This window comes from Streptomyces sp. NPDC101225, from assembly GCF_044767585.1.
Taxonomy (GTDB): domain Bacteria; phylum Actinomycetota; class Actinomycetes; order Streptomycetales; family Streptomycetaceae; genus Streptomyces.
In genome coordinates this window covers 341,107-359,423 of the sequence record NZ_JBIWOE010000005.1, presented here as the reverse complement: position 1 = coordinate 359,423, position 18,317 = coordinate 341,107, and the positions used below count along the sequence as shown (strand labels likewise).

At 72.6% G+C, this 18,317-nt stretch carries 16 protein-coding genes; 12 read left to right on the top strand and 4 right to left on the bottom strand.

Annotated elements, in window-relative coordinates:
• Positions 1–149: 149 nt before the first annotated feature.
• Entirely contained in the window at positions 150–464 is a 315-nt protein-coding gene (locus tag ACIRPX_RS10365; protein WP_404191086.1) for a hypothetical protein, read from the top strand.
• Positions 465–473: 9 nt separating this feature from the next.
• Here the strand turns inward: ACIRPX_RS10365 and ACIRPX_RS10360 are convergent, their stop codons facing one another.
• Positions 474–1,370, bottom strand: a complete 897-nt coding sequence (locus ACIRPX_RS10360; RefSeq protein WP_404191084.1) for a hypothetical protein — start codon at positions 1,368–1,370, stop codon at positions 474–476.
• Positions 1,371–1,592: 222 nt separating this feature from the next.
• Here ACIRPX_RS10360 and ACIRPX_RS10355 point away from each other — a divergent pair, with 222 nt between their 5' ends.
• The 5 genes from ACIRPX_RS10355 to ACIRPX_RS10335 all read left to right on the top strand — a co-directional run bounded on the left by ACIRPX_RS10355 (position 1,593) and on the right by ACIRPX_RS10335 (position 7,006).
• Positions 1,593–2,798 carry an MmgE/PrpD family protein gene (locus tag ACIRPX_RS10355; protein WP_404191081.1) on the top strand — a complete coding sequence of 402 codons (1,206 nt, stop codon included), beginning with the start codon at positions 1,593–1,595 and terminating at the stop codon, positions 2,796–2,798.
• A complete protein-coding gene (locus tag ACIRPX_RS10350; protein WP_404191078.1) occupies positions 2,795–3,985 on the top strand; it encodes a CaiB/BaiF CoA transferase family protein in 1,191 nt (396 codons plus the stop codon). Before ACIRPX_RS10355 ends, ACIRPX_RS10350 begins: the two co-directional genes overlap by 4 nt.
• A gap of 45 nt (positions 3,986–4,030) precedes the next feature.
• Positions 4,031–5,197 carry an acyl-CoA dehydrogenase family protein gene (locus ACIRPX_RS10345; protein ID WP_404191075.1) on the top strand — a complete coding sequence of 389 codons (1,167 nt, stop codon included), beginning with the start codon at positions 4,031–4,033 and terminating at the stop codon, positions 5,195–5,197.
• 36 nt (positions 5,198–5,233) lie between these two features.
• Complete coding sequence (locus tag ACIRPX_RS10340) at positions 5,234–5,980, top strand: GntR family transcriptional regulator (RefSeq protein ID WP_404191072.1); 747 nt, start codon at positions 5,234–5,236, stop codon at positions 5,978–5,980.
• Between the two features lie 135 nt (positions 5,981–6,115).
• Positions 6,116–7,006 (top strand): aldo/keto reductase, encoded by an 891-nt coding sequence (locus tag ACIRPX_RS10335; RefSeq protein WP_404191070.1) that lies wholly within the window; start codon positions 6,116–6,118, stop codon positions 7,004–7,006.
• Positions 7,007–7,086: 80 nt separating this feature from the next.
• Here ACIRPX_RS10335 and ACIRPX_RS10330 read toward each other — a convergent pair whose 3' ends face one another.
• The gene (locus ACIRPX_RS10330; RefSeq protein ID WP_404191067.1) at positions 7,087–7,794 is read right to left on the bottom strand and encodes an SDR family oxidoreductase; all 708 of its coding nucleotides are present in this window, start codon (positions 7,792–7,794) and stop codon (positions 7,087–7,089) included.
• A gap of 102 nt (positions 7,795–7,896) precedes the next feature.
• Between ACIRPX_RS10330 and ACIRPX_RS10325 the strand changes: the two genes are divergently transcribed.
• Complete coding sequence (locus tag ACIRPX_RS10325) at positions 7,897–8,742, top strand: helix-turn-helix transcriptional regulator (RefSeq protein WP_404191064.1); 846 nt, start codon at positions 7,897–7,899, stop codon at positions 8,740–8,742.
• A gap of 103 nt (positions 8,743–8,845) precedes the next feature.
• Here ACIRPX_RS10325 and ACIRPX_RS10320 read toward each other — a convergent pair whose 3' ends face one another.
• On the bottom strand, positions 8,846–9,793 hold the full coding sequence (locus tag ACIRPX_RS10320) for a class I SAM-dependent methyltransferase (protein WP_404191061.1): 948 nt from the start codon (positions 9,791–9,793) through the stop codon (positions 8,846–8,848).
• Between the two features lie 396 nt (positions 9,794–10,189).
• Positions 10,190–11,212 carry a LacI family DNA-binding transcriptional regulator gene (locus ACIRPX_RS10315; RefSeq protein ID WP_404191058.1) on the bottom strand — a complete coding sequence of 341 codons (1,023 nt, stop codon included), beginning with the start codon at positions 11,210–11,212 and terminating at the stop codon, positions 10,190–10,192.
• 220 nt (positions 11,213–11,432) lie between these two features.
• Between ACIRPX_RS10315 and ACIRPX_RS10310 the strand changes: the two genes are divergently transcribed.
• From ACIRPX_RS10310 to ACIRPX_RS10290, 5 genes are all read left to right on the top strand, one after another.
• Positions 11,433–13,382: a glycoside hydrolase family 127 protein gene (locus tag ACIRPX_RS10310; protein WP_404191056.1), complete on the top strand. Its 1,950-nt coding sequence runs from the start codon at positions 11,433–11,435 to the stop codon at positions 13,380–13,382.
• 39 nt (positions 13,383–13,421) lie between these two features.
• A complete protein-coding gene (locus ACIRPX_RS10305; protein WP_404191054.1) occupies positions 13,422–14,669 on the top strand; it encodes an extracellular solute-binding protein in 1,248 nt (415 codons plus the stop codon).
• Positions 14,670–14,675: 6 nt separating this feature from the next.
• On the top strand, positions 14,676–15,641 hold the full coding sequence (locus ACIRPX_RS10300) for a carbohydrate ABC transporter permease (protein WP_404191051.1): 966 nt from the start codon (positions 14,676–14,678) through the stop codon (positions 15,639–15,641).
• Positions 15,638–16,459, top strand: a complete 822-nt coding sequence (locus ACIRPX_RS10295; protein ID WP_404191049.1) for a carbohydrate ABC transporter permease — start codon at positions 15,638–15,640, stop codon at positions 16,457–16,459. Before ACIRPX_RS10300 ends, ACIRPX_RS10295 begins: the two co-directional genes overlap by 4 nt.
• 110 nt (positions 16,460–16,569) lie before the next feature.
• Positions 16,570–18,315, top strand: coding sequence for an RICIN domain-containing protein (locus ACIRPX_RS10290; RefSeq protein WP_404191046.1), 1,746 nt, complete (start codon positions 16,570–16,572; stop codon positions 18,313–18,315).
• The last annotated feature ends 2 nt before the right edge of the window (positions 18,316–18,317 follow it).

Below are 18,317 nucleotides of genomic sequence, written 5' to 3'. Positions count from 1 at the left end.
CCGGAGCCGCGCGGCGCGACAGGCGCCCTCGGCCTCCGGGAGGACGAGGAGTCGCCGCCCGGCGGCCTGGGCAGGGTGTTGAAGGACCCACTGCGACGAGGAGGACGGGAGCCGCGATCCGGCTTCCGCCGGCGAAACGGAGATCCTTCGTGACGACGAACCACGCGGACCGACGGACCACGCACCCCGCGCCCGGACCGACCGCGGACCGGTCACCCGACCGGCTGGAGCGCCTCGACGACGAGATCATCGCGCTCCTCGCCCGCCGCCGCGCCATGGCCCTCGAACTGCCCGCGCCGGCCGGTGCCCGTGCGATCGATCCGGACTTCGCCGAGACCGTCCGCGGCACGACCGGCCGCTACCGCCGGCAGCTCGGCGGCGCGGGCGAACTCGTCGCACGCGCGGTCATGGTCCTGTGCGATCCCCGTCGCGAGCCCTCGGCCGCCCCGGCACGGGAGTCCTGACCACCTGGCTCAGACGAAGCCCACGTCCGCCCCGGCGTGGGCTTCCGCGCGGTGGCTCGCGATCCGCAGCCGGGCGTTGCCGGCCGCCTCCGGACCGCCGCGGGCGAGGAGCCGCTCGCCGCAGAAGGCGGGCGTGTTCAGGCGGTAGGACACGGTGCGCACCCGCCGTCCGGGCCGCGGCGGGCGTACCAGCTCCAGCATGGCGAGCACCAGCAGCGGGCCGTGCACCACCAGGCCCGGGTAGCCCTCCACGCCGGTCGTGTACGGGGCGTCGTAGTGGATGCGGTGGGCGTTCGCGGTCAGGGCGCTGAAGCGGAAGAGCAGCGCCGGGTCCGTGTGCCACTCCCGCTGCCAGGGGGACGCGTCGTCGCCCGGGCGGCCGGCGGTGTCCAGGGCGAGTCCGGCCGGGACGGGGGCCGGCCCGCCGCTGCGATACACCAGGTCCTGTTCCTCGGTCACGCACAGCCGGCCGTCCTGCCGGTACTCGCTGCGTACGGTGACGAAGAGCAGGTCACCGCTGCGTCCCCGCTTCGGCGCCACCCGGCTCACCCGGCTGTGCTGCTCCGCCGGGCGTCCGGTCGTGAGGGGCGCGGCGACCTCCAGCCGTCCGCCCGCGACCATCCTGCGCCGGTGCGGCAGCGGCGGCAGGAAGTGGCTGTCCCGGGGGTGCCCGTCGACGCCGAGGTCCGACTGCCGGGGCCAGGACAGGAAGTGCAGCCAGTGCCACAGCGGCGGCAGCGGCTCGCCGTCGGCCGCGGCGGGGGCGGGCAGGTCCAGTACCGCCGAGAGGGCGGCGGACGGTCCGGGGTCCAGGGCGTCGGCCGTCCGCAGGTCGCCGGGGCGCCAGGTGCGGGCGACCTCTTCGAGGGCGGCGAAGCCGGCGGGTGCGGGATCGGAAGGGGGCAACGGAACTCCCGGGGCGTGCCGGACCAGGGCCACATCGACGCGTACAAATCTCCGGCATTGTGCGGACGTTCGGCGGGGACGGTCAAGGAGGTGTACGCCAAGGCCCTGGTGGGAGCGGGACGCGGGCCATTGACACGATCTTGCATTTGGCCGTACAAATCTCGGCACAGGACCTTCCGCCGTACGGACGACGAGCAGGCGACGAACCCCCCGGGGGACCCGTTGACAGCAGCCCGTGCCCTCGCCCAGTGGGCTCACGACCATCGCGCCACGCCGGACGACCTGGCGCTCGCCGAGCGGGCGCTGGCCGACACCGTCGCCGTCGCGCTGGCCGCCCGTGCGCATCCGCTGCGCGCCATCGCCGCCACGTTGCCGGACGCGGCGCGGTGGGCGGCCATGGCGCACGTGCTCGACTTCGACGACCTGCACACGGACACCACCGCGCACATCTCCGTGGTCACCGTCCCGGCGGTGCTCGCGGCCGGCGGCGGCGCCCGCGCGTATCTGGCCGGCGCGGGCGTCATGGCCCGGCTCGGGGCGATGCTCGGCTGGGATCACTACGCGGCGGGCTGGCACACCACGTGCACCGCTGGTGCCCCGGCCGCCGCCGTCGCGGCCGGGACGGCCCTCGGGCTCGACGCGGACGGGCTCGCCACCGCGATGGCGCTCGCGGTCCCGGCCGCCGGAGGCGGGCAGGAGGCCTTCGGGACGCACGGCAAGTCGCTCCAGGTCGGCTTCGCGGCCGCCGCGGGCGTGCGGGCCGCCCGGCTGGCGCGGGCGGGCGCCCGTGCCGATCCGCGGGTGCTGGACGGCTGGCTGGAGCGGGTCGGCGGCAGGCCCACCGCCGACATCCCGGCCGCCCCGGCCGTCCCCGGGGGCCTGGCCGTCAAGCTCTTCCCGTGCTGCTACGCCATGCAGCGGCCGATCGCCGCCCTGCGCGAGGTGCGCGAACGGGTGCGCGGCGAGGTCGTCGCCGTCCACGTGAGCACCCCCGCGGGGACCGTCCGTCCACTGATCCACGACCGCCCGGCGACCGGTCTGGAGGGCAAGTTCTCGCTGCCGTACGCGGTGGCCGCCGCGCTGCTCGACGACTACCCGGGCTTCGGCAGTTTCACGGACGAGGCCGTACGGCGGCCCGGCGCAAGCGCGTTGGCCGAGCGCGTCCACGTCGAACGGCTGCCCGGCGCGACGAGCACCCTGCTCGACGGCCGGGTGACCCTGCGCATCGACCTCGCCGGCGGCGACGAGGTGCGCGCCGAGCTCACGCTGCCGCCCGGCGCTCCTCAACGCCCCTTGTCCGAGGCCGACTTGCGCGCCAAGGCCGCCACCTGCGGCCCGGACGTACCGGCGTTGCTGGACGGGCTGACCTGGTCCGGCGCCGCACAGATCCTTCGCACCCACTTCCCGCACGAGGGCCAGGAGGCATGACGGTGCACGAACTCCCCCTGTCCGGCATCACGGTGGTCAGCCTGGAGCAGGCCGTGGCCGCCCCGTACACCACACGTCAGCTGGCCGACCTCGGTGCCCGTGTGATCAAGCTGGAGCGGCCCGGCGAGGGTGACTTCGCGCGCCGCTACGACACGACGGTGCACGGCCAGTCGAGCTACTTCGTCTGGCTCAACCGCTCCAAGGAGTCCCTCACCCTGGACGTCAAGGACCCGCGCGGCAAGGAGGTGCTGCACCGACTCCTCGCCGGTGCCGATGTGTTCGTGCAGAATCTCGCGCCCGGGGCCGCCGGTCGCCTGGGCCTCGGCGTGGACGCGCTCGCCGAGCGCCACCCGCGGCTCATCCCGTGCACGATCTCCGGCTACGGCACGACCGGCCCGTGGGCGGACCGCAAGTCCTACGACCTGCTGGTGCAGTGCCAGACCGGCCTGGTCTCCCTGACCGGCACCGCGCAGGAGACCGCCCGGGTCGGGATCTCGGTGGCCGACATCGCGGCCGGGATGTACGCCTACACGGGCATCCTCACCGCCCTGTACACGCGGGCCACCACCGGCCGGATCCACCCCGTCGAGGTGTCCCTGTTCGAGGCGCTGGCCGAGTGGATGGGCCAGCCCGCCAACTACACGCGCTACGGCGGCACTCAGCCCGCCAGGATCGGCACCCAGCACGCGACCATCGCTCCGTACGGAGCCTTCACGACGGCCGACGGCAAGCAGGTGCTGTTCTCCATCCAGAACGAGCGCGAGTGGGCCCGCCTGTGCGCGGACTTCCTGCTGCGACCGGCGCTGGCGGACGATCCGCGCTTCGCCACGGGCTCGGACCGGGTCGCGCACCGCGACGCGCTCAACGCGATCGTCGCCGAGCGCTTCGCCCGCTCCGACGCCGAGGAGATCCTCAAGGACCTGGAGGGGGCCGGGATCGCCTGCGCCGGGGTCAACGACGTCGCCGCGTTCCTGGACCATCCGGTGCTGGCCGCCCGCGAGCGCTGGCACGAGGTCGCCGTGCCCGGCGCCACCGTGCAGGCGCTGCGCCCGCCGGCCGACCTGGCGGGCGTGCCGGCGCGCATGGATCCCGTACCGGACGTGGGCGAGCACACGGACGCGATCCTCACCGGTCTCGGCCTGTCGCCCGAGGCGATCGCGTCGCTGCGGGCCGACGCCGTCGTCTGACCCCACCGAAGACCATGCGTCCCGACTGATCTGGAGATCCGCCCGATGAGCGTCCTGGACATCCTCTCCGCCGACGAACGCCTCGTCGTGCGCACGGTACGCGAGTTCGTCGACAAGGACGTCAGGCCCGTCGTCCAGGAGCTGGAGCACGGCGACACCTACCCGGAACACCTCATCGAGCGGATGAAGGAACTCGGCGTCTACGGCCTGGCGATCCCCGAGGAGTACGGCGGCAACCCGGTCTCCACGCCCTGCTTCGTCCTCGTCACCGAGGAACTCGCGCGCGGCTGGATGAGCCTCGCGGGCGCGATGGGCGGCCACACCGTCGTGGCCAGGCTCCTGCTGCTGTACGGCACGCAGGAGCAGAAGCGGCGCCATCTGCCGAAGCTGGCCGCCGGGGAGGTCCGCGCGACGATGGCGCTCACCGAGCCCGGCGGCGGCTCCGACCTCCAGGCGATGACGACCGTGGCGCGCCGCGAGGGCGGGGAGTACGTGGTCGACGGCGCCAAGACCTGGATCACCAACGCCCGCCGCGCGGGCCTGATCGCGCTGCTGTGCAAGACCGACCCGGCCGCCGAGCCGCGCCACCGGGGCATCTCCGTCCTGCTGGTGGAGCACGGCCCCGGTCTGGTGGTCTCCCGCGATCTGCCCAAGCTCGGCTACAAGGGCGTCGAGAGCTGCGCGTTGTCCTTCGAGAGTCACCGCGTACCGGCCGAGGCGCTGCTGGGCGGCGAGGAGGGGCACGGCTTCGGCCAGATGATGAAGGGGCTGGAGACGGGCCGGCTCCAGGTCGCCGCCCGGGCCCTCGGCGTGGGGCGGGCGGCCCTGGAGGACTCGCTGCGCTACGCCCGGGAGCGCGAGTCGTTCGGCAGGCCGATCTGGCGCCACCAGTCCGTCGGCAACTACCTGGCCGACATGGCGACCAAGCTCACGGCCGCCCGCCAGCTCACGCTGTACGCGGCCCGGGAGGCCGACGCCGGGCGCCGGGTCGACATGGAGGCGGGCATGGCGAAGCTGTTCGCCTCGGAGACGGCGATGGAGATCGCCCTCAACGCCGTGCGGATCCACGGCGGTTACGGCTACTCGACGGAGTTCGACGTGGAGCGCTACTTCCGCGACGCACCCCTGATGATCGTCGGTGAGGGCACCAACGAGATCCAGCGGAACGTGATCGCCGCGCAGTTGATGGCGAGGGGCGGTCTCGATGGCTGAGCAGGACGGCCGTGATGGTTGAACAGGACGGTGCCGGTGGGTGAGCAGCCGCAGCGGGAGAGCACGTATGTCCGGCTCGCGCGGGAGCTGCGGGCGGGGATCCTGCGCCACGACTATCCCGACGGCGTCCGGCTGCCCACGGAGGCGGAGCTGGCGACCCGGTACGGGGTGAGCCGGCAGACCGTGCGGCGGGCCTTCCAGGACCTGGTGGCCGAGGGGCTGGTGTACCGGGTGCCGGGGCGCGGCACGTTCGCCACGCCCCGCGAGGAGCAGTACCTGCGGCAGTTCGGCTCGGTGGACGACCTGATGGGGCTGTCCATCGACACGCGGATGGACGTCGTGACGCCCCTGCACCGGAGGATCGACGTCGACGCGGCGGGACGGCTCGGCCTGCACACGGACCGGGTGCACACACTCGCCTTCCTGCGGCTGCACGACGATGTGGCGTTCTGTCACACATCGGTGTGGCTTCCGCCGGCCGTCGGGCAACTGCTGGAGTCCGTGGAGGAGTTGACGCTGCCCGGGACACCCCACGACCTCACGGTCATCGGCCTGCTCGACCAGCGGCTGCCCGAGCCGATCGCGGAGGCCGAGCAGAGCATCACGGTGGCCGCGGCGACCGCGGACCTCGCCCGGCATCTCGGGTGCGAGCCGGGCCGGCCGCTCCTGCGCATCGACCGCGTCTACCAGACGGTCGCCGGCCGGCTCGTCGAGCTGGCCATCAGCCACTTCCTGCCCGAGCACTACTCCTACCGGGTCCGGCTGCGGCGCAGCGGCGGGTGACGCTCCCACGGCGAGTGACGCACGTGCGGCACGCGGTGTCCATGCGGAGGCCGAACAATACGGAGGCATACCTCCGATCGGATGCTAGCCTCCGTATTGGACCGATCCTCTTCGCCCCGACGGGAGCACCCTCCGATGACGGCACCCCAGTCGCCCGCAGACCCGACGACCACGCGGCCGGGAGGCACCGCCCGGCTCGCGGGACGCACGGTCGCCCGCATCGGCTTCGGCGTGATGCAGCTGCACCACGCGACGGCCGGACGCGACGCGGCCCTCCGCCTGCTGCGCGAGGCGGTGGACCTCGGCGTCGACCACCTGGACACCGCACACTTCTACGGCCCCTGCAACGAACTCGTCCGCGCGGCGCTGGCCCCCTACCCCGACGGCCTGGTGCTGGTCAGCAAGGTGGGGGCCGACGACTCCGGCGGCCGGCTGGTCGCCGCCCAGCGTCCCGAGCAGCTCCGCGCCCAGGTCGAGGAGAATCTCTCCGTACTCGGCGTGGAACGGCTGGACGTGGTGAACCTGCGGCGGGCCGACGCGCCGCCCGGGCTGATCGCCGAGGGGGACCAGAAGGTCGACCTCGACAGCCAGCTCGCCGAGCTGTCCGCGCTGCGCGACGCCGGCAAGATCGGCGGCATCGGGCTCAGCAACGTCTCCGCCGACCAGCTCCGGCAGGCCCTGCCGGCCGGTGTCGCGTGTGTGCAGAACGACTTCAGCGTGCTGGAGCGGACGGCCGAGCCGGTGCTCGCGCTCTGCCGCGAGCAGGGCATCGCGTGGGTGCCGTTCTTCCCGCTCGGTTCGCGCTTCTCCGGCCGCCCGAAGGCAACCGGCCATCCCGAAGTCGTGTCCCTGGCCGAGGAGTTGGGCTGCACTCCGGCGCAGGTCGCGCTGGCCTGGCTGCTGGCGGTCTACGACCGCACCCTGCTGATCGCGGGGACCACCGACCCGGCCCATCTGCGGGAGAACCTCGCGGCGGGAAGCGTCCGGCTGTCTCCGGAGGCCGTCGCCCGCCTGGACCGGATCTGACCACCCGGGAGGCCCGGGCGCGGCACGGCGGACCCGTGACACGGCGGCTCAGTGACGCGGCGCCCGGGTGACGCGGCGGCTCACCAGGGCAGCGGGCCGTTGACGTCGAAGAAGCCGCCGGTCGGGCCGTCGGCACCGATCTGCGCCATGCGCACGATGATCTCGGCGCCCTCCTCGACCGTCTGGATGCCCGTGTTGCCGTTCAGGTCCGTCTTGGTGAAGCCGGGCTCGACGGCGTTGATCCGCAGGCCGGGGAAGGCCTTCGCGTACTGCACGGTGAGCATGTTGACCGCGGTCTTGGACGTCGGGTAGGCGATGCCCGGGTAGAAGTGCGCGGGGTGCTCGGGGTCGGAGAGGTTGGCCAGGGAGGCCAGGCCGCTGCTGACGTTGACCACGACCGGCGCGGCCGAGCGCTGCAGCAGGGGCAGGAAGGCGTGCAGCACGCGGACGACGCCGAAGACGTTCGTCTCGAAGGTGGTGCGCATCTGGTCGGCGGTCACGGTCTCGGCGGTGGGTACGGCGTTGCCCTCGACCCTGGTCTCGATACCGGCGTTGTTGATCAGCACGTCGAGCCCGCCGTCGGCCTCGATCGTCTTGGCCGCCGCCTCGACCGTGGCGTCGTCGGTGACGTCGAGCAGGACGAACCGCGCGCCCAGCCGCTCGGCGGCCCGGCGTCCGCGCTCCGCGTCGCGGGCGCCCACGTAGACGGTGTGGCCCGCGGCGACGAGCCGCCGGGCGGTCTCGTGGCCGATGCCCTTGTTCGCTCCGGTGATCAGTGTTGTCGTCATGCGTCCAGCCTGCGGGGCGGCGGCGCGGTCAGCCAGGAGACCCTTCTTCCTGGGACTGCGGGTACCAGGCACGGGCGCGGCCCGCGGTGTTCACTGGGGGACATGACGGCCACGGAACTCGGCAAGGCGCTGCGGCGCTGGCGCGACCGCGTCCCACCCCAGGCGGCGGGACTGCCCGCGGGCGGCCACCGGCGCGCGGCCGGACTGCGGCGCGAGGAGCTGGCCCTGCTGGCCGGGATCTCGGTCGACTACATCACGCGGCTGGAACAGGGCCGCGCGGCGAACCCCTCCGGTCAGGTCGTCGAGGCGCTGGCCCGGGCGCTGCGGCTGTCGGGGGACGAGCGGGCGTACCTGTACGGGCTGGCGGAGCTGGTACCGCCGGGTCCGGAGGTGGTGCCGCAGTACATCACGCCCAGTGTGCAGCGGCTGCTGGACCGGCTGGTGGGCACACCCGTCGCGGTCTCCGACGCAGCCATGACACTGCTGCTGGCCAACCCGATGTACGCGGCGCTGATGGGCGACTTCTCCGGCCTGCGCGGCTTCGAACGCAACGGCGTGTGGCGCAACTTCCTGGACCGGCCGACCCGGGTGCGGCACTCCCCGCAGGAGCGGCGCGCCTTCCTGGCCGGCATGGTCGCCGAACTGCGGGCGACCGCCGTGCGCTATCCCTCCGACCGGCAACTGCGGCGCATGATAACGGAGTTGAGGGCACAGAGCGAGCGGTTCGCGCAGCTGTGGGACGCGGGTGTCGTGGGCCGGCTGGAGGCCTCCCGCAAGACGATCGAGCACCCGCAGGTGGGGCTGGTGACGCTGGACTGCGACCTGCTGCGGGTGGAGGAGAACGACCTGCACATCCTCGTCTACTCGGCCGAACCGGGCACCGAGGCGGCCGAGAAGCTGGAGCTGATCTCGGTCCTCGGCACCCAGAGCCTGGTCGAGCGGAACTAGGGGGATTTCGAAAGTCCCGGCTGGCCGGCGGCCGGACGACGCTCCTTCCGCACCACGCCCTGGTGCCGCGGCAGGCACGGGCACGGGAGCGGTGGGACCGCCCTCAGGCCCGGCTCCGGCTGCCGTCGACGCCGCGGGCCAGGGTGCGGCGCAGGGCGCGGGTGACGATCGGGGGCAGGATGTCCGCACCGATGCGGCGGACCCGGGAGCGGGGGCGCGGCCGGGGACGGGCGGGCGCGGGTGAGGGTGCGGGTGCGGCCGGGGCAGGACGCGGCGGTTCGGGCGCGGTGTGGTGGCGCGAGCGGGGGAAGGACGGCGGCTGCATCCCCTTCTGCGCGCGGGTGCGGACCAGGCGGTGCCCGGCGGCGTCCTGGACGCTCAGACCGCAGTCCGGGCGCTCCCTGAGCATCGCCAGCAGCTCCTCCTGGACGGGCTCGGGGTCCTCCCAGGTGCCGTAGAGCTTCTGGGTGCTCAGGCATATCGGGCGCAGCCCACGGTTGAGCACCGCTTCCCAGGTGGCGACCGAGACGCCGGGGGTGTGCTCGGAGCGGAAGTCGTCGAGGACGACGATGCCGCCCGGCAGCAGGAGGTCGCGGGCGGCACCGATGTCGGCGCGGACGTGCTCGTACAGGTGCGAGGCGTCGATGTGCACGAAGCGGCAGCTGTCCGCCTCGACCTCGTCGGGGATCACCGAGGTGGTGGCCTCGATCACCCTGGGCAGGGCGTCGTGGAAGGCGAGGTAGTTGCGCTCGAAGGCCCGCCGGGTCAGCGAGGAGTACGACTTGGCCGTCTCGGCCGCGTTGGCCCCGTCCGGCGCCTCGCCGCCGAACAGGTCGCAGACGGTGAACTTCTCGCCGTCCTGGAGGTGCTGCCCGAGCAGGATCGCGCTCTTGCCCATGTACGCGCCGAGCTCCACCAGGTCGCCCCCGAAGCCGCGCGTCTCCTGCCGCTCCAGGAACCAGGTGAACAGCAGCCGGTCCAGCGGCGGGAACCAGCCGGGGACGTCCTCGAGCTCGCCGGGAATCTTGTCGGTTGCTTGTGCAGTCGCCATGAGACGAGTGTGCTCATTGCGGGCCGCGGAAACTGTCACCGGGCTGAACGTCCCGTGAACACCTCGGCCTGCCGCGGCCCCCGCACGGTCACACCCGCAGGCCGTGCGGCAGAGCCGTGCAGCGGCTGGTCCACGGCGACGACCCGGTGGCCGCGCAGCGCCGGCTCGCGGCCGATCGCCGTCCAGGAGGATCCGGCGCTGTGGATGCCGTGGACGAGGACGTAGGTGCGGACGCCGTCCCGGGGGTGCCCGGCCCTGCCCGCGCGGCGGCCACGGGCGTCCCCGTGCCGGCGGCGAGCGCGGCGCCCGAGGCCCCGGCCGTCAAACGCAGCGCGCGCCGCGGCCGGCCGGCCATGGCCCATGGAATCGCGGGACCTCACGTGCACTCGCGGGACCTCACGTGGACTCGCGGACCACCAGCCTGCACGGCACCGTGTGGACGCCGGGCACCGGCTCGGCATCGATGGCCTCCAGCAGCTTCAGTGCCGCTATCCGCCCGATCTCGGACAGGTCCATGTCGATCGTGGTCAGCGGTGGTCGGCTGGCCAGTGCCATGGTGTCCCAGTTGTCGTAGCCCACGACGGCGATCTCCCCGGGCACGTCCCGGCCGCGCTCGCGCAGTGCGTCGGCCACGCCGCGGGCGATCTGGTCGTTGCCGCAGAAGAAGGCGTCGGTGTCGGCCGCCGTGCGCAGCACCGCGTCGGCGGCGCGGCGGCCCCACGCCTCGCTCCACTCACCGAAGTGCACCCGGCCACTGGCCAGTCGGGCCCCGGCCTGGTCCAGCAGGTCGACGGCGTGGCGGGCCCGGTCGCGGGCCGCCGCGTGGTGCTCCGGTCCGGTGACGTGGGCGATCCGGGTGCGTCCCGAGGCGAGCAGGTGCTCCACGGCGAGGAGGGCGCCACCCCGGTCGTCGGAGGCCACCGAGGTGTCGGCCGGGTCCGTGGACGGCGAGAGGGCGTAGACGATCGGGATGCCCTCGACGCCCTTCAGGGGTGGGCGCGGGTCGGTGCGGCGGCCGGTGACGATGATGCCGTCCACCCTGCGGTCCATGAGGTTGCGCAGGTGGTGCTGCTCGCGGATGGTGTCGCCCCGCGTGTCGCAGAGCAGCACGGAGATCTTGCCGGCGCCGAGCGCGTCCTCGGCGCCCAGCAGCACCGGGGTGCTGAAGCGGCCGATGCCGTCGGTGGTCATCAGGCCGACGCTCCAGCTGCGGCCGGCGTGCAGGCTCTGCGCGTGCTGATTGGGCCGGAAGCCGAGCGTCTCCACGGCGTCGAGCACCCGCTGCCGGGTCTCCGGCCGCATCCGGCCGCTGCCGCTCAGGGCCTTCGACGCGGTGCCGACGCTGACGCCGGCGAGGGCGGCGACGTCGGCGAGCTTGGCCCGGCCGGCAGTGGGCGGACGCGGAGCGGCTTCGGTCACGGGCAATCCTTTTCTCGCTGGTCGGGCCCCGCGGGTGCGGCCCGGCCCATGGTGGCAGGCGGCCGGATGGAGTACCAGCCCTTGAGCAAATTGAGAAACTCGGTCAGAACCCTTGACCGGAAATCCCCGACTCCACTCTACTCTTCGGCGAGGAAAACGGTTGCTCATCCACTTGCCCAACCGTGGTCCGCACCTCCCGCCGTCCAGCACCCGGAGAACCATGCCCCACGCCCGTTCCACCCAGCCCTCCCCCACGTCCTGCGGCGGCCCCGTCCGTCCCGGCCCCGGCGCCCACGCCGCCCTGCGCCCCGCCGCCGCCGAGGTGGCGGACGGTTTCTGGCACACCCGGCGCGAGGTCAACGCACGCATCTCCATCCCGCAGGGCCCCGGCCTGCTGGAATCCGCGGGCAACCTGCACAACCTGCGGCTCGCGGGGTCCGCGCCGGCGGACGCGGCAGCCGGGGACGCGTTCCAGGGCGCCTTTCCGTTCATGGACTCGGACGTCTACAAGTGGCTGGAGGCCGCGTCCTGGCAACTCGGCCAGGGCCCCTCCACGGAGCTGGAGGCCGACGTCGAGCGGATCACCGCCCTGGTCGCCGCGGCCCAGCAGCCGGACGGCTATCTCAACACCTGGTTCCAGCTGGTGAAGAACGGCGAACGCTACCGGGACCTGCGCTGGGGCCACGAGCTGTACTGCGCGGGCCATCTGATGCAGGCCGCGGTCGCCCGCCACCGCACCACCGGACACCCCGAACTCCTCGGCGTGGCACGCAAGTTCGCCGACCACATCGACTCCGTCTTCGGGCCGCCCGGCAGCGGCCGGCAGATCGACGGCATCGACGGCCACCCCGAGGTCGAGACCGCCCTGGTCGAGCTGTACCGGGAGACCGGCGAGCGGCGCTACCTCGACCTCGCCGGCTACTTCGTCGACCGCCACGGCCACGGTCTGCTCGGCGGTGAGGCCTACTGCCAGGACCACGTCCCGGTGCGCCGGGCGACGCACGTCGAGGGGCACGCCGTACGGCAGTTGTATCTGCTGGCCGCCGCCGCGGACCTCGCCACCGAGACGGGTGAGCCCGAACTGCGCGCCGCCACGGAGCGGTTGTGGCGGGCGATGACCGCCACCAAGACCCATCTCACCGGCGGCCTGGGCGCCCATCACGAGTGGGAGGACTTCGGCGACCCGTACGAACTCCCCAACGAGCGCGCCTACTGCGAGACCTGCGCCGCCATCGCCTCCGTGCAGTGGAGCTGGCGCATGGCCCTGCTCACCGGTGAGGCCCGCTACGCCGACCTGATCGAGCGCACCCTCTTCAACGGCTTCCTCGCCGGTGTCTCCCTGGACGGCGAGCGCTGGCTGTACGTCAACCCGCTCCAGGTGCGCGACGGGCACACCGATCACGGCGGCGACCAGTCGGCCCGCCGCACCCGCTGGTTCCGCTGCGCCTGCTGCCCGCCGAACGTGATGCGGCTGCTGGCCTCCCTGGAGCACTACCTCGCCACCGGCGACGGCGACGGACTGCAGATCCACCAGTACGTCACCGGCCGCTACGCCTCCGGCCCGATCGCGGTGCGCGCCGCGACGGACTACCCCTGGCACGGCACGATCGCCCTCACCGTCGAGGAGACCCCCGCCGAGAGCCCCTGGACGCTCTCCCTGCGCATCCCCCAGTGGTGCAGCGAGTTCCGGCTGCGCTGCGGGGAGCTGACGTACGACCAGACCGACGCGCCGGTCGACGACGGCTGGCTGCGCATCGAGCGCACCTGGGCGCCGGGCGACGTGGTCGTGCTGGAACTCGGCCTGGAGCCGCGGCTCACGGCGGCCGACCCGCGCGTGGACGCCGTACGGGGGTGCGTGGCGATCGAGCGCGGGCCGCTCGTGTACTGCCTGGAGCAGGCCGACCACCCCGGCGGCGGGCTCGACGACCTCGTCCTGGACACCACCCGCCCGCTCGCGGTCAAACACCGCCCGGACCTGCTCGGCGGGGTCACGACGGTCATGGCGGCCGGGCGGCGGCGCGACCCGTCCGGAGCCGGCTGGTGGCCCTACCGTCCGGCCGCCGACTCCACCCCCGCGGCGGGCGAGCCGGTCGAGCTCACCGCGATCCCCTACTACGCCTGGGCCAACCGGCAGGACGGCGCCATGCGCGTCTGGCTGCCCACCTCCTGACTCTCCCTCACCTTCGCCCTACGACAACGAGGTCACCCCGTGATACCCACCCGCCGCGGTCTCCTGGCCGCACTCGCCGCCGTCGGCACGCTCGCCTCCCTCACCGCGTGCGGAGGCGGCTCCGACTCCTCGGGCTCCTCCTCCGGCGCGTCCTCGGGCACGTACACCTTCTGGGACCCCTATCCGCAGCTCGACGCGTCCTCGGCCTGGGGCAAGCTCGTGACCTCCTGCGGCACGAAGGCCGGCGTGCAGATCAAGCGCACCCCGTTCGACACCACCGACCTGGGCAACAAGGCGCTGCTGGCCGCCCAGCAGGGCAACGCGCCCGACGTCATGCTGGTGGACAACCCGGTGGTCTCCACGCTGGTGGAGGCCGGGATCCTCAACAAGACCGGCGACCTGGGCCTGGACACCACGTCCATCCAGAAGAACATCATCGGCGCGGGCACCCTCGACGGCGCGTCGTACGGGGTGCCGATCGGTGCCAACACCCTGGCCCTGTACTACAACAAGAAGGTCCTGGCCGCGGCGCACGTCGACCCGGCCTCCGTCAAGGACTGGAGCTCGCTCACGGCCGCCCTGCAGAAGGTCAAGGCGGCGGGCGGGAAGGGCATCACCTTCTCCGCCATCAACACCGAGGAGGGCAGCTTCCAGTTCCTGCCCTGGTTCTGGGGCGCGGGCGGCGATCTGACGAAGCTCGACAGCGCCAAGGGGGTTGCGGCGCTGTCGCTGTGGCAGCAGTGGGTGAAGGACGGCTACGCGCCCAAGGACGTACTGCAGAACACGCAGACCACCGCCTGGCAGGAGTTCGCCACGGGCGACTACGCCTTCGGCGAGAACGGCACCTGGCAGCTGGGCAACGCCGACAAGGCCGGCTTCGCCTACGGTGTCATCAACATCCCCGGGCAGAAGGGCGGTTCGGCGCCCGTACCCACGGGCGGCGAGTTCGTCACCGTGCCCGTGCAGAAGGACTCGGCGCGCTACGCCGTCAGCAAGAAGATCGTCACATGTCTGACCAGCGACGCGAACCTGCTGCCCACCGACACGTCGCTGATGTACGTCGCCCCCACGGCCGCCGTGCAGGCCGAGCAGGTGAAGCGGAACCCGAAGCTGAAGCCCTGGGTGGACGCGGTGGCGTCGGCGCGCGGCCGCACCAGCGGCGGTCTGGGCACCAGGTACCCGGCCATCTCGCAGCCGATGTGGACCGCCGTGCAGGCGGCGCTCTCGGGCAGCAAGAGTCCCCAGGACGCCCTGGACACGGCCCAGTCGAGCGCGCGGAAGGGCTAGGACGGCATGACCACCGCCCGGGTCGACCGTCCGCGGCGAGCACCGGCGGCCGCGCGGACGAACGCCGGCGACGCCCCGGTCCCGCGCCGCCACCGGCGCAGGACCAGGCTGACCGCACTCGCCTTCGTGACCCCCCTGCTGGCCTATCTCGCCGCCTTCTACCTGTATCCGCTCTACCGCAACCTCGATCTGAGCCTGCGCGACTACACCGTCCGCTCGTTCGTGTCCGGGGACGCGCCGTTCACCGGCTGGGCCAACTTCCGGCGGGTGCTGGACGATCCGACGTTCGGCCCGGCGATGCGGCACACGATGGTCTTCACCTTCGTGTCGATCGCCTTCCAGTACGCCATCGGGCTCGCCCTCGCCGTCTTCTTCGACCGGCACTTCAGGCTCTCGACCGTGCTGCGGGCGCTGTTCCTCGTCCCGTGGCTGCTGCCGCTGATCGTGTCGGCGTCCACGTGGTCGTGGATGTTCAACAGCGAGTCGGGAGTGGTGAACTACTTCCTGCACTTCCTCGGCGCCGACCCGGTCGGCTGGCTCACCTCGCCGGACTGGGCGCTGACGTCGGTGATCGTCGCCAACATCTGGATCGGCATCCCCTTCAACCTGGTCATCCTCCACAGCGGCCTGCAGAACATCCCGGCCGAGCTGTACGAGGCGGCGGCGCTGGACGGGGCGAGCGGCTGGCAGCAGTTCCGCCGTATCACCTTCCCGCTGCTGCGCCCGGTGTCGGCGATCACCCTGCTCCTCGGACTCGTCTACACGCTCAAGGTGTTCGACCTGATCTGGATCATGACCAAGGGCGGGCCGGGTGACGCCTCGTCCACCCTGGCGACCTGGTCGTACCAGCTCGGCTTCGGCACGCTGCTGCCCAGGTTCGGCCCCGGGGCGGCGGTCGGCGACATCCTCATCCTCATCGCGCTCGTCTTCGGGCTGGCGTACATCCGTGTCCAGAGGAGGCAGGAGGCGTGAAGTCCCGCACGAGCAAGCGCCGTTACACGGTCATCGGGATCGTCCTGACCGCGCTGATGCTGTTCCCGGTGTACTGGATGCTCAACGTCTCCCTCACCCCCCAGCAGAACATGCGCAAGGATCCGCCGGACCTGCTCCCGCTGCACCCCACCGTCGAGGGCTACCGGGCCGTCCTGCACGACCAGGTGCCCTACCTCGGCACCAGCCTGCTCATCGGCCTGGGCACGGTCGCGCTCACCCTGCTGCTCGCGGCCCCGGCCGGCTACTCGCTGGCGAAGCTGCGCCCGCGGGGCGGCGGCGCGCTCGGCCTGGCGCTGCTGATCGCGCAGATGATCCCGGGGATCGTCATGGCCATGGGCTTCTACGGCATCTTCCTGGACCTCGGCCTGCTGGGCTCCTGGTGGGGTCTGGTCATCGCGGACTCCACCATCGCCGTGCCCTTCGGCGTCATGATCTTCACGGCGTTCATGTCGGGCATCCCGGGCGAGTTGATCGCCGCCTCCCGGATCGACGGGGCCGGGACCTTCCGCACCTTCTGGTCCGTGGTGCTGCCGGTGAGCCGCAACGCGCTGGTCACCGTCTCGCTGTTCAGCTTCCTGTGGGCCTGGTCCGACTTCGTCTTCGCCAACACCCTCGACGGCGGCGGCGACCTGAGGCCGATCACCCTCGGCATCTACAAGTACATCGGCAACAACAACCAGGAGTGGAACGCGATCATGGCCACGGCGGTGGTCGCGTCCGTACCGGCGGCGGTGCTGCTGGTTCTTGCGCAACGGTACGTGGCGGCCGGGGTTACCGCCGGGGCCGTCAAGGACTAGGCCGTCCGTCGTCCGCCGCCGGGTTGTCCGCCGCCGCGTCTGTGGCTGGTCGTGCAGTTCCCCGCGCCCCTGCAGGGCGCTTCCCCCCAACCCTCTCCGTAAGGACCCCCATGAGCCGCACCAGACCTTCAAGTCCCCTGCGCCTGACCGCAGTCCTCGGCGCTGCCGCCCTCACCGCCGCGCTCGCGACCGCGCCCGCGCAGGCGGCCCCCACCGCCGCTACCACGCTGGTCGTCGACGCGGACCGGACGCTGCGGCCCGTCACCCATGTGGCGACCGGCAGTCTCTACGGCCTCGCCGACGCCGGCACTCCGGCCGACAGCCTGGTCACCCCGCTCAGGCCGAACACCTTCGTGCAGATGGCTCCCGGCGGCTCCCAACTGCCCAACGGGGAGCCCAGGCCGGCCGGGGACGCGCTCGTGGTGGCGCCGAAGGCGGCACGCGCCGGCGCCAAGGTGGTCGTCCGCATGCCCGACTGGTATCCGGACTTCCCCTACAAGTGGGTGAGCTGGAACGACTGGCTGGCCGCCGTGGACCGGCAGGTCGCCTCCGTGCAGTCCTCGGGCGCCTCCAACATCGCCGCCTACGAGCTGTGGAACGAGCCCGACTGGACGTGGGACACCGCCGACGCGGGCGCGTTCGACGCGGGCTGGGCCCGCACCTACCGGCAGGTGCGGGCCAGGGACACCGGCACGCCCGTCCAGGGGCCGAGCTACTCGGCCTGGAACCAGTCCTGGATGAGCACCTTCCTCACGGACGCCAAGGCGAGCGGCACCGTCCCGGACGTCATCGCCTGGCACGAGCTGCAGGGCAGCAAGGACATCGCCGCGCACGTGTCCGCCTACCGCGCCCTGGAGAGCGGTCTCGGGATCAGCCCGCGGCCGATCGCGATCGAGGAGTACGGCACGCCGGGCGAGATCGGTGTGCCCGGTCCGCTGGTCGGCTACGTCGCCAAGTTCGAGCGGGCGGGGGTGCACGACGCCGAACTGGCCTTCTGGAACCACTACGGCACCCTCGGGGACACCCTGACCGACACCGGCGCCGCACCCAACGGCTCGTACTGGCTGTACAAGTGGTACGGCGACATGTCCGGGAACATGCTGGTCACCACTCCCCCGGCGCAGACCGGCATCGACGGTGCCGCCTCGCTGACGGGTGACGGCCGGCGGATCAGCGTGATCTTCGGCGGGTCGGCCGGTTCAAGTGCCGTGCAGGTCAAGGGACTCGGCTCCCTCCCGGCGTTCGGCTCCACCGTGCACGTGACGCTGGAGTACACCCCGTCCAAGGGCCGTACGACCGCCGTCTCCGGGCCGGTCACCGTCTCGGAGGCCGACTATCCCGTCTCCGACGGCTCCGTCACGGTCCCCGTGACGACGAACGCCTCCGACGGCTACCACCTGGTGATCACACCGAGCGGCTCGTCGGCCTCCCTGGCGGGGACGTACCGGATCACCAACCGGAACAGCGGGCTCGCGCTGGACACGCGGGGCGCCGGGACGGCGCAGGGCACGGCGGCCGTGCAGGCGGCGTCGGGCACGGGTACGAGCCAGTCGTGGACGCTGAGTCCGGCCGGCTCGGGTCTCTACACGATCACGAACGGGGCGAGCGGGCTGCTGCTCGGCATCGACAGCATGAGCACGGCCGACGGCGGCAAGGCCCTGATCTGGGGTGACAACGGCACCGCGGACCACCTGTGGCAGTTCATCCCGTCCGGTGACGGCTTCTACAAGATCGCCAACTACAACAGCGGGCTGCTGCTCGGGGTGGACGGCATGAGCACCTCCTCCGGCGCCCAGGTCCTCCAGTGGGACGACAACGGCACGGCCGACCACCTGTGGAGGCTGACACCCCGGTAACC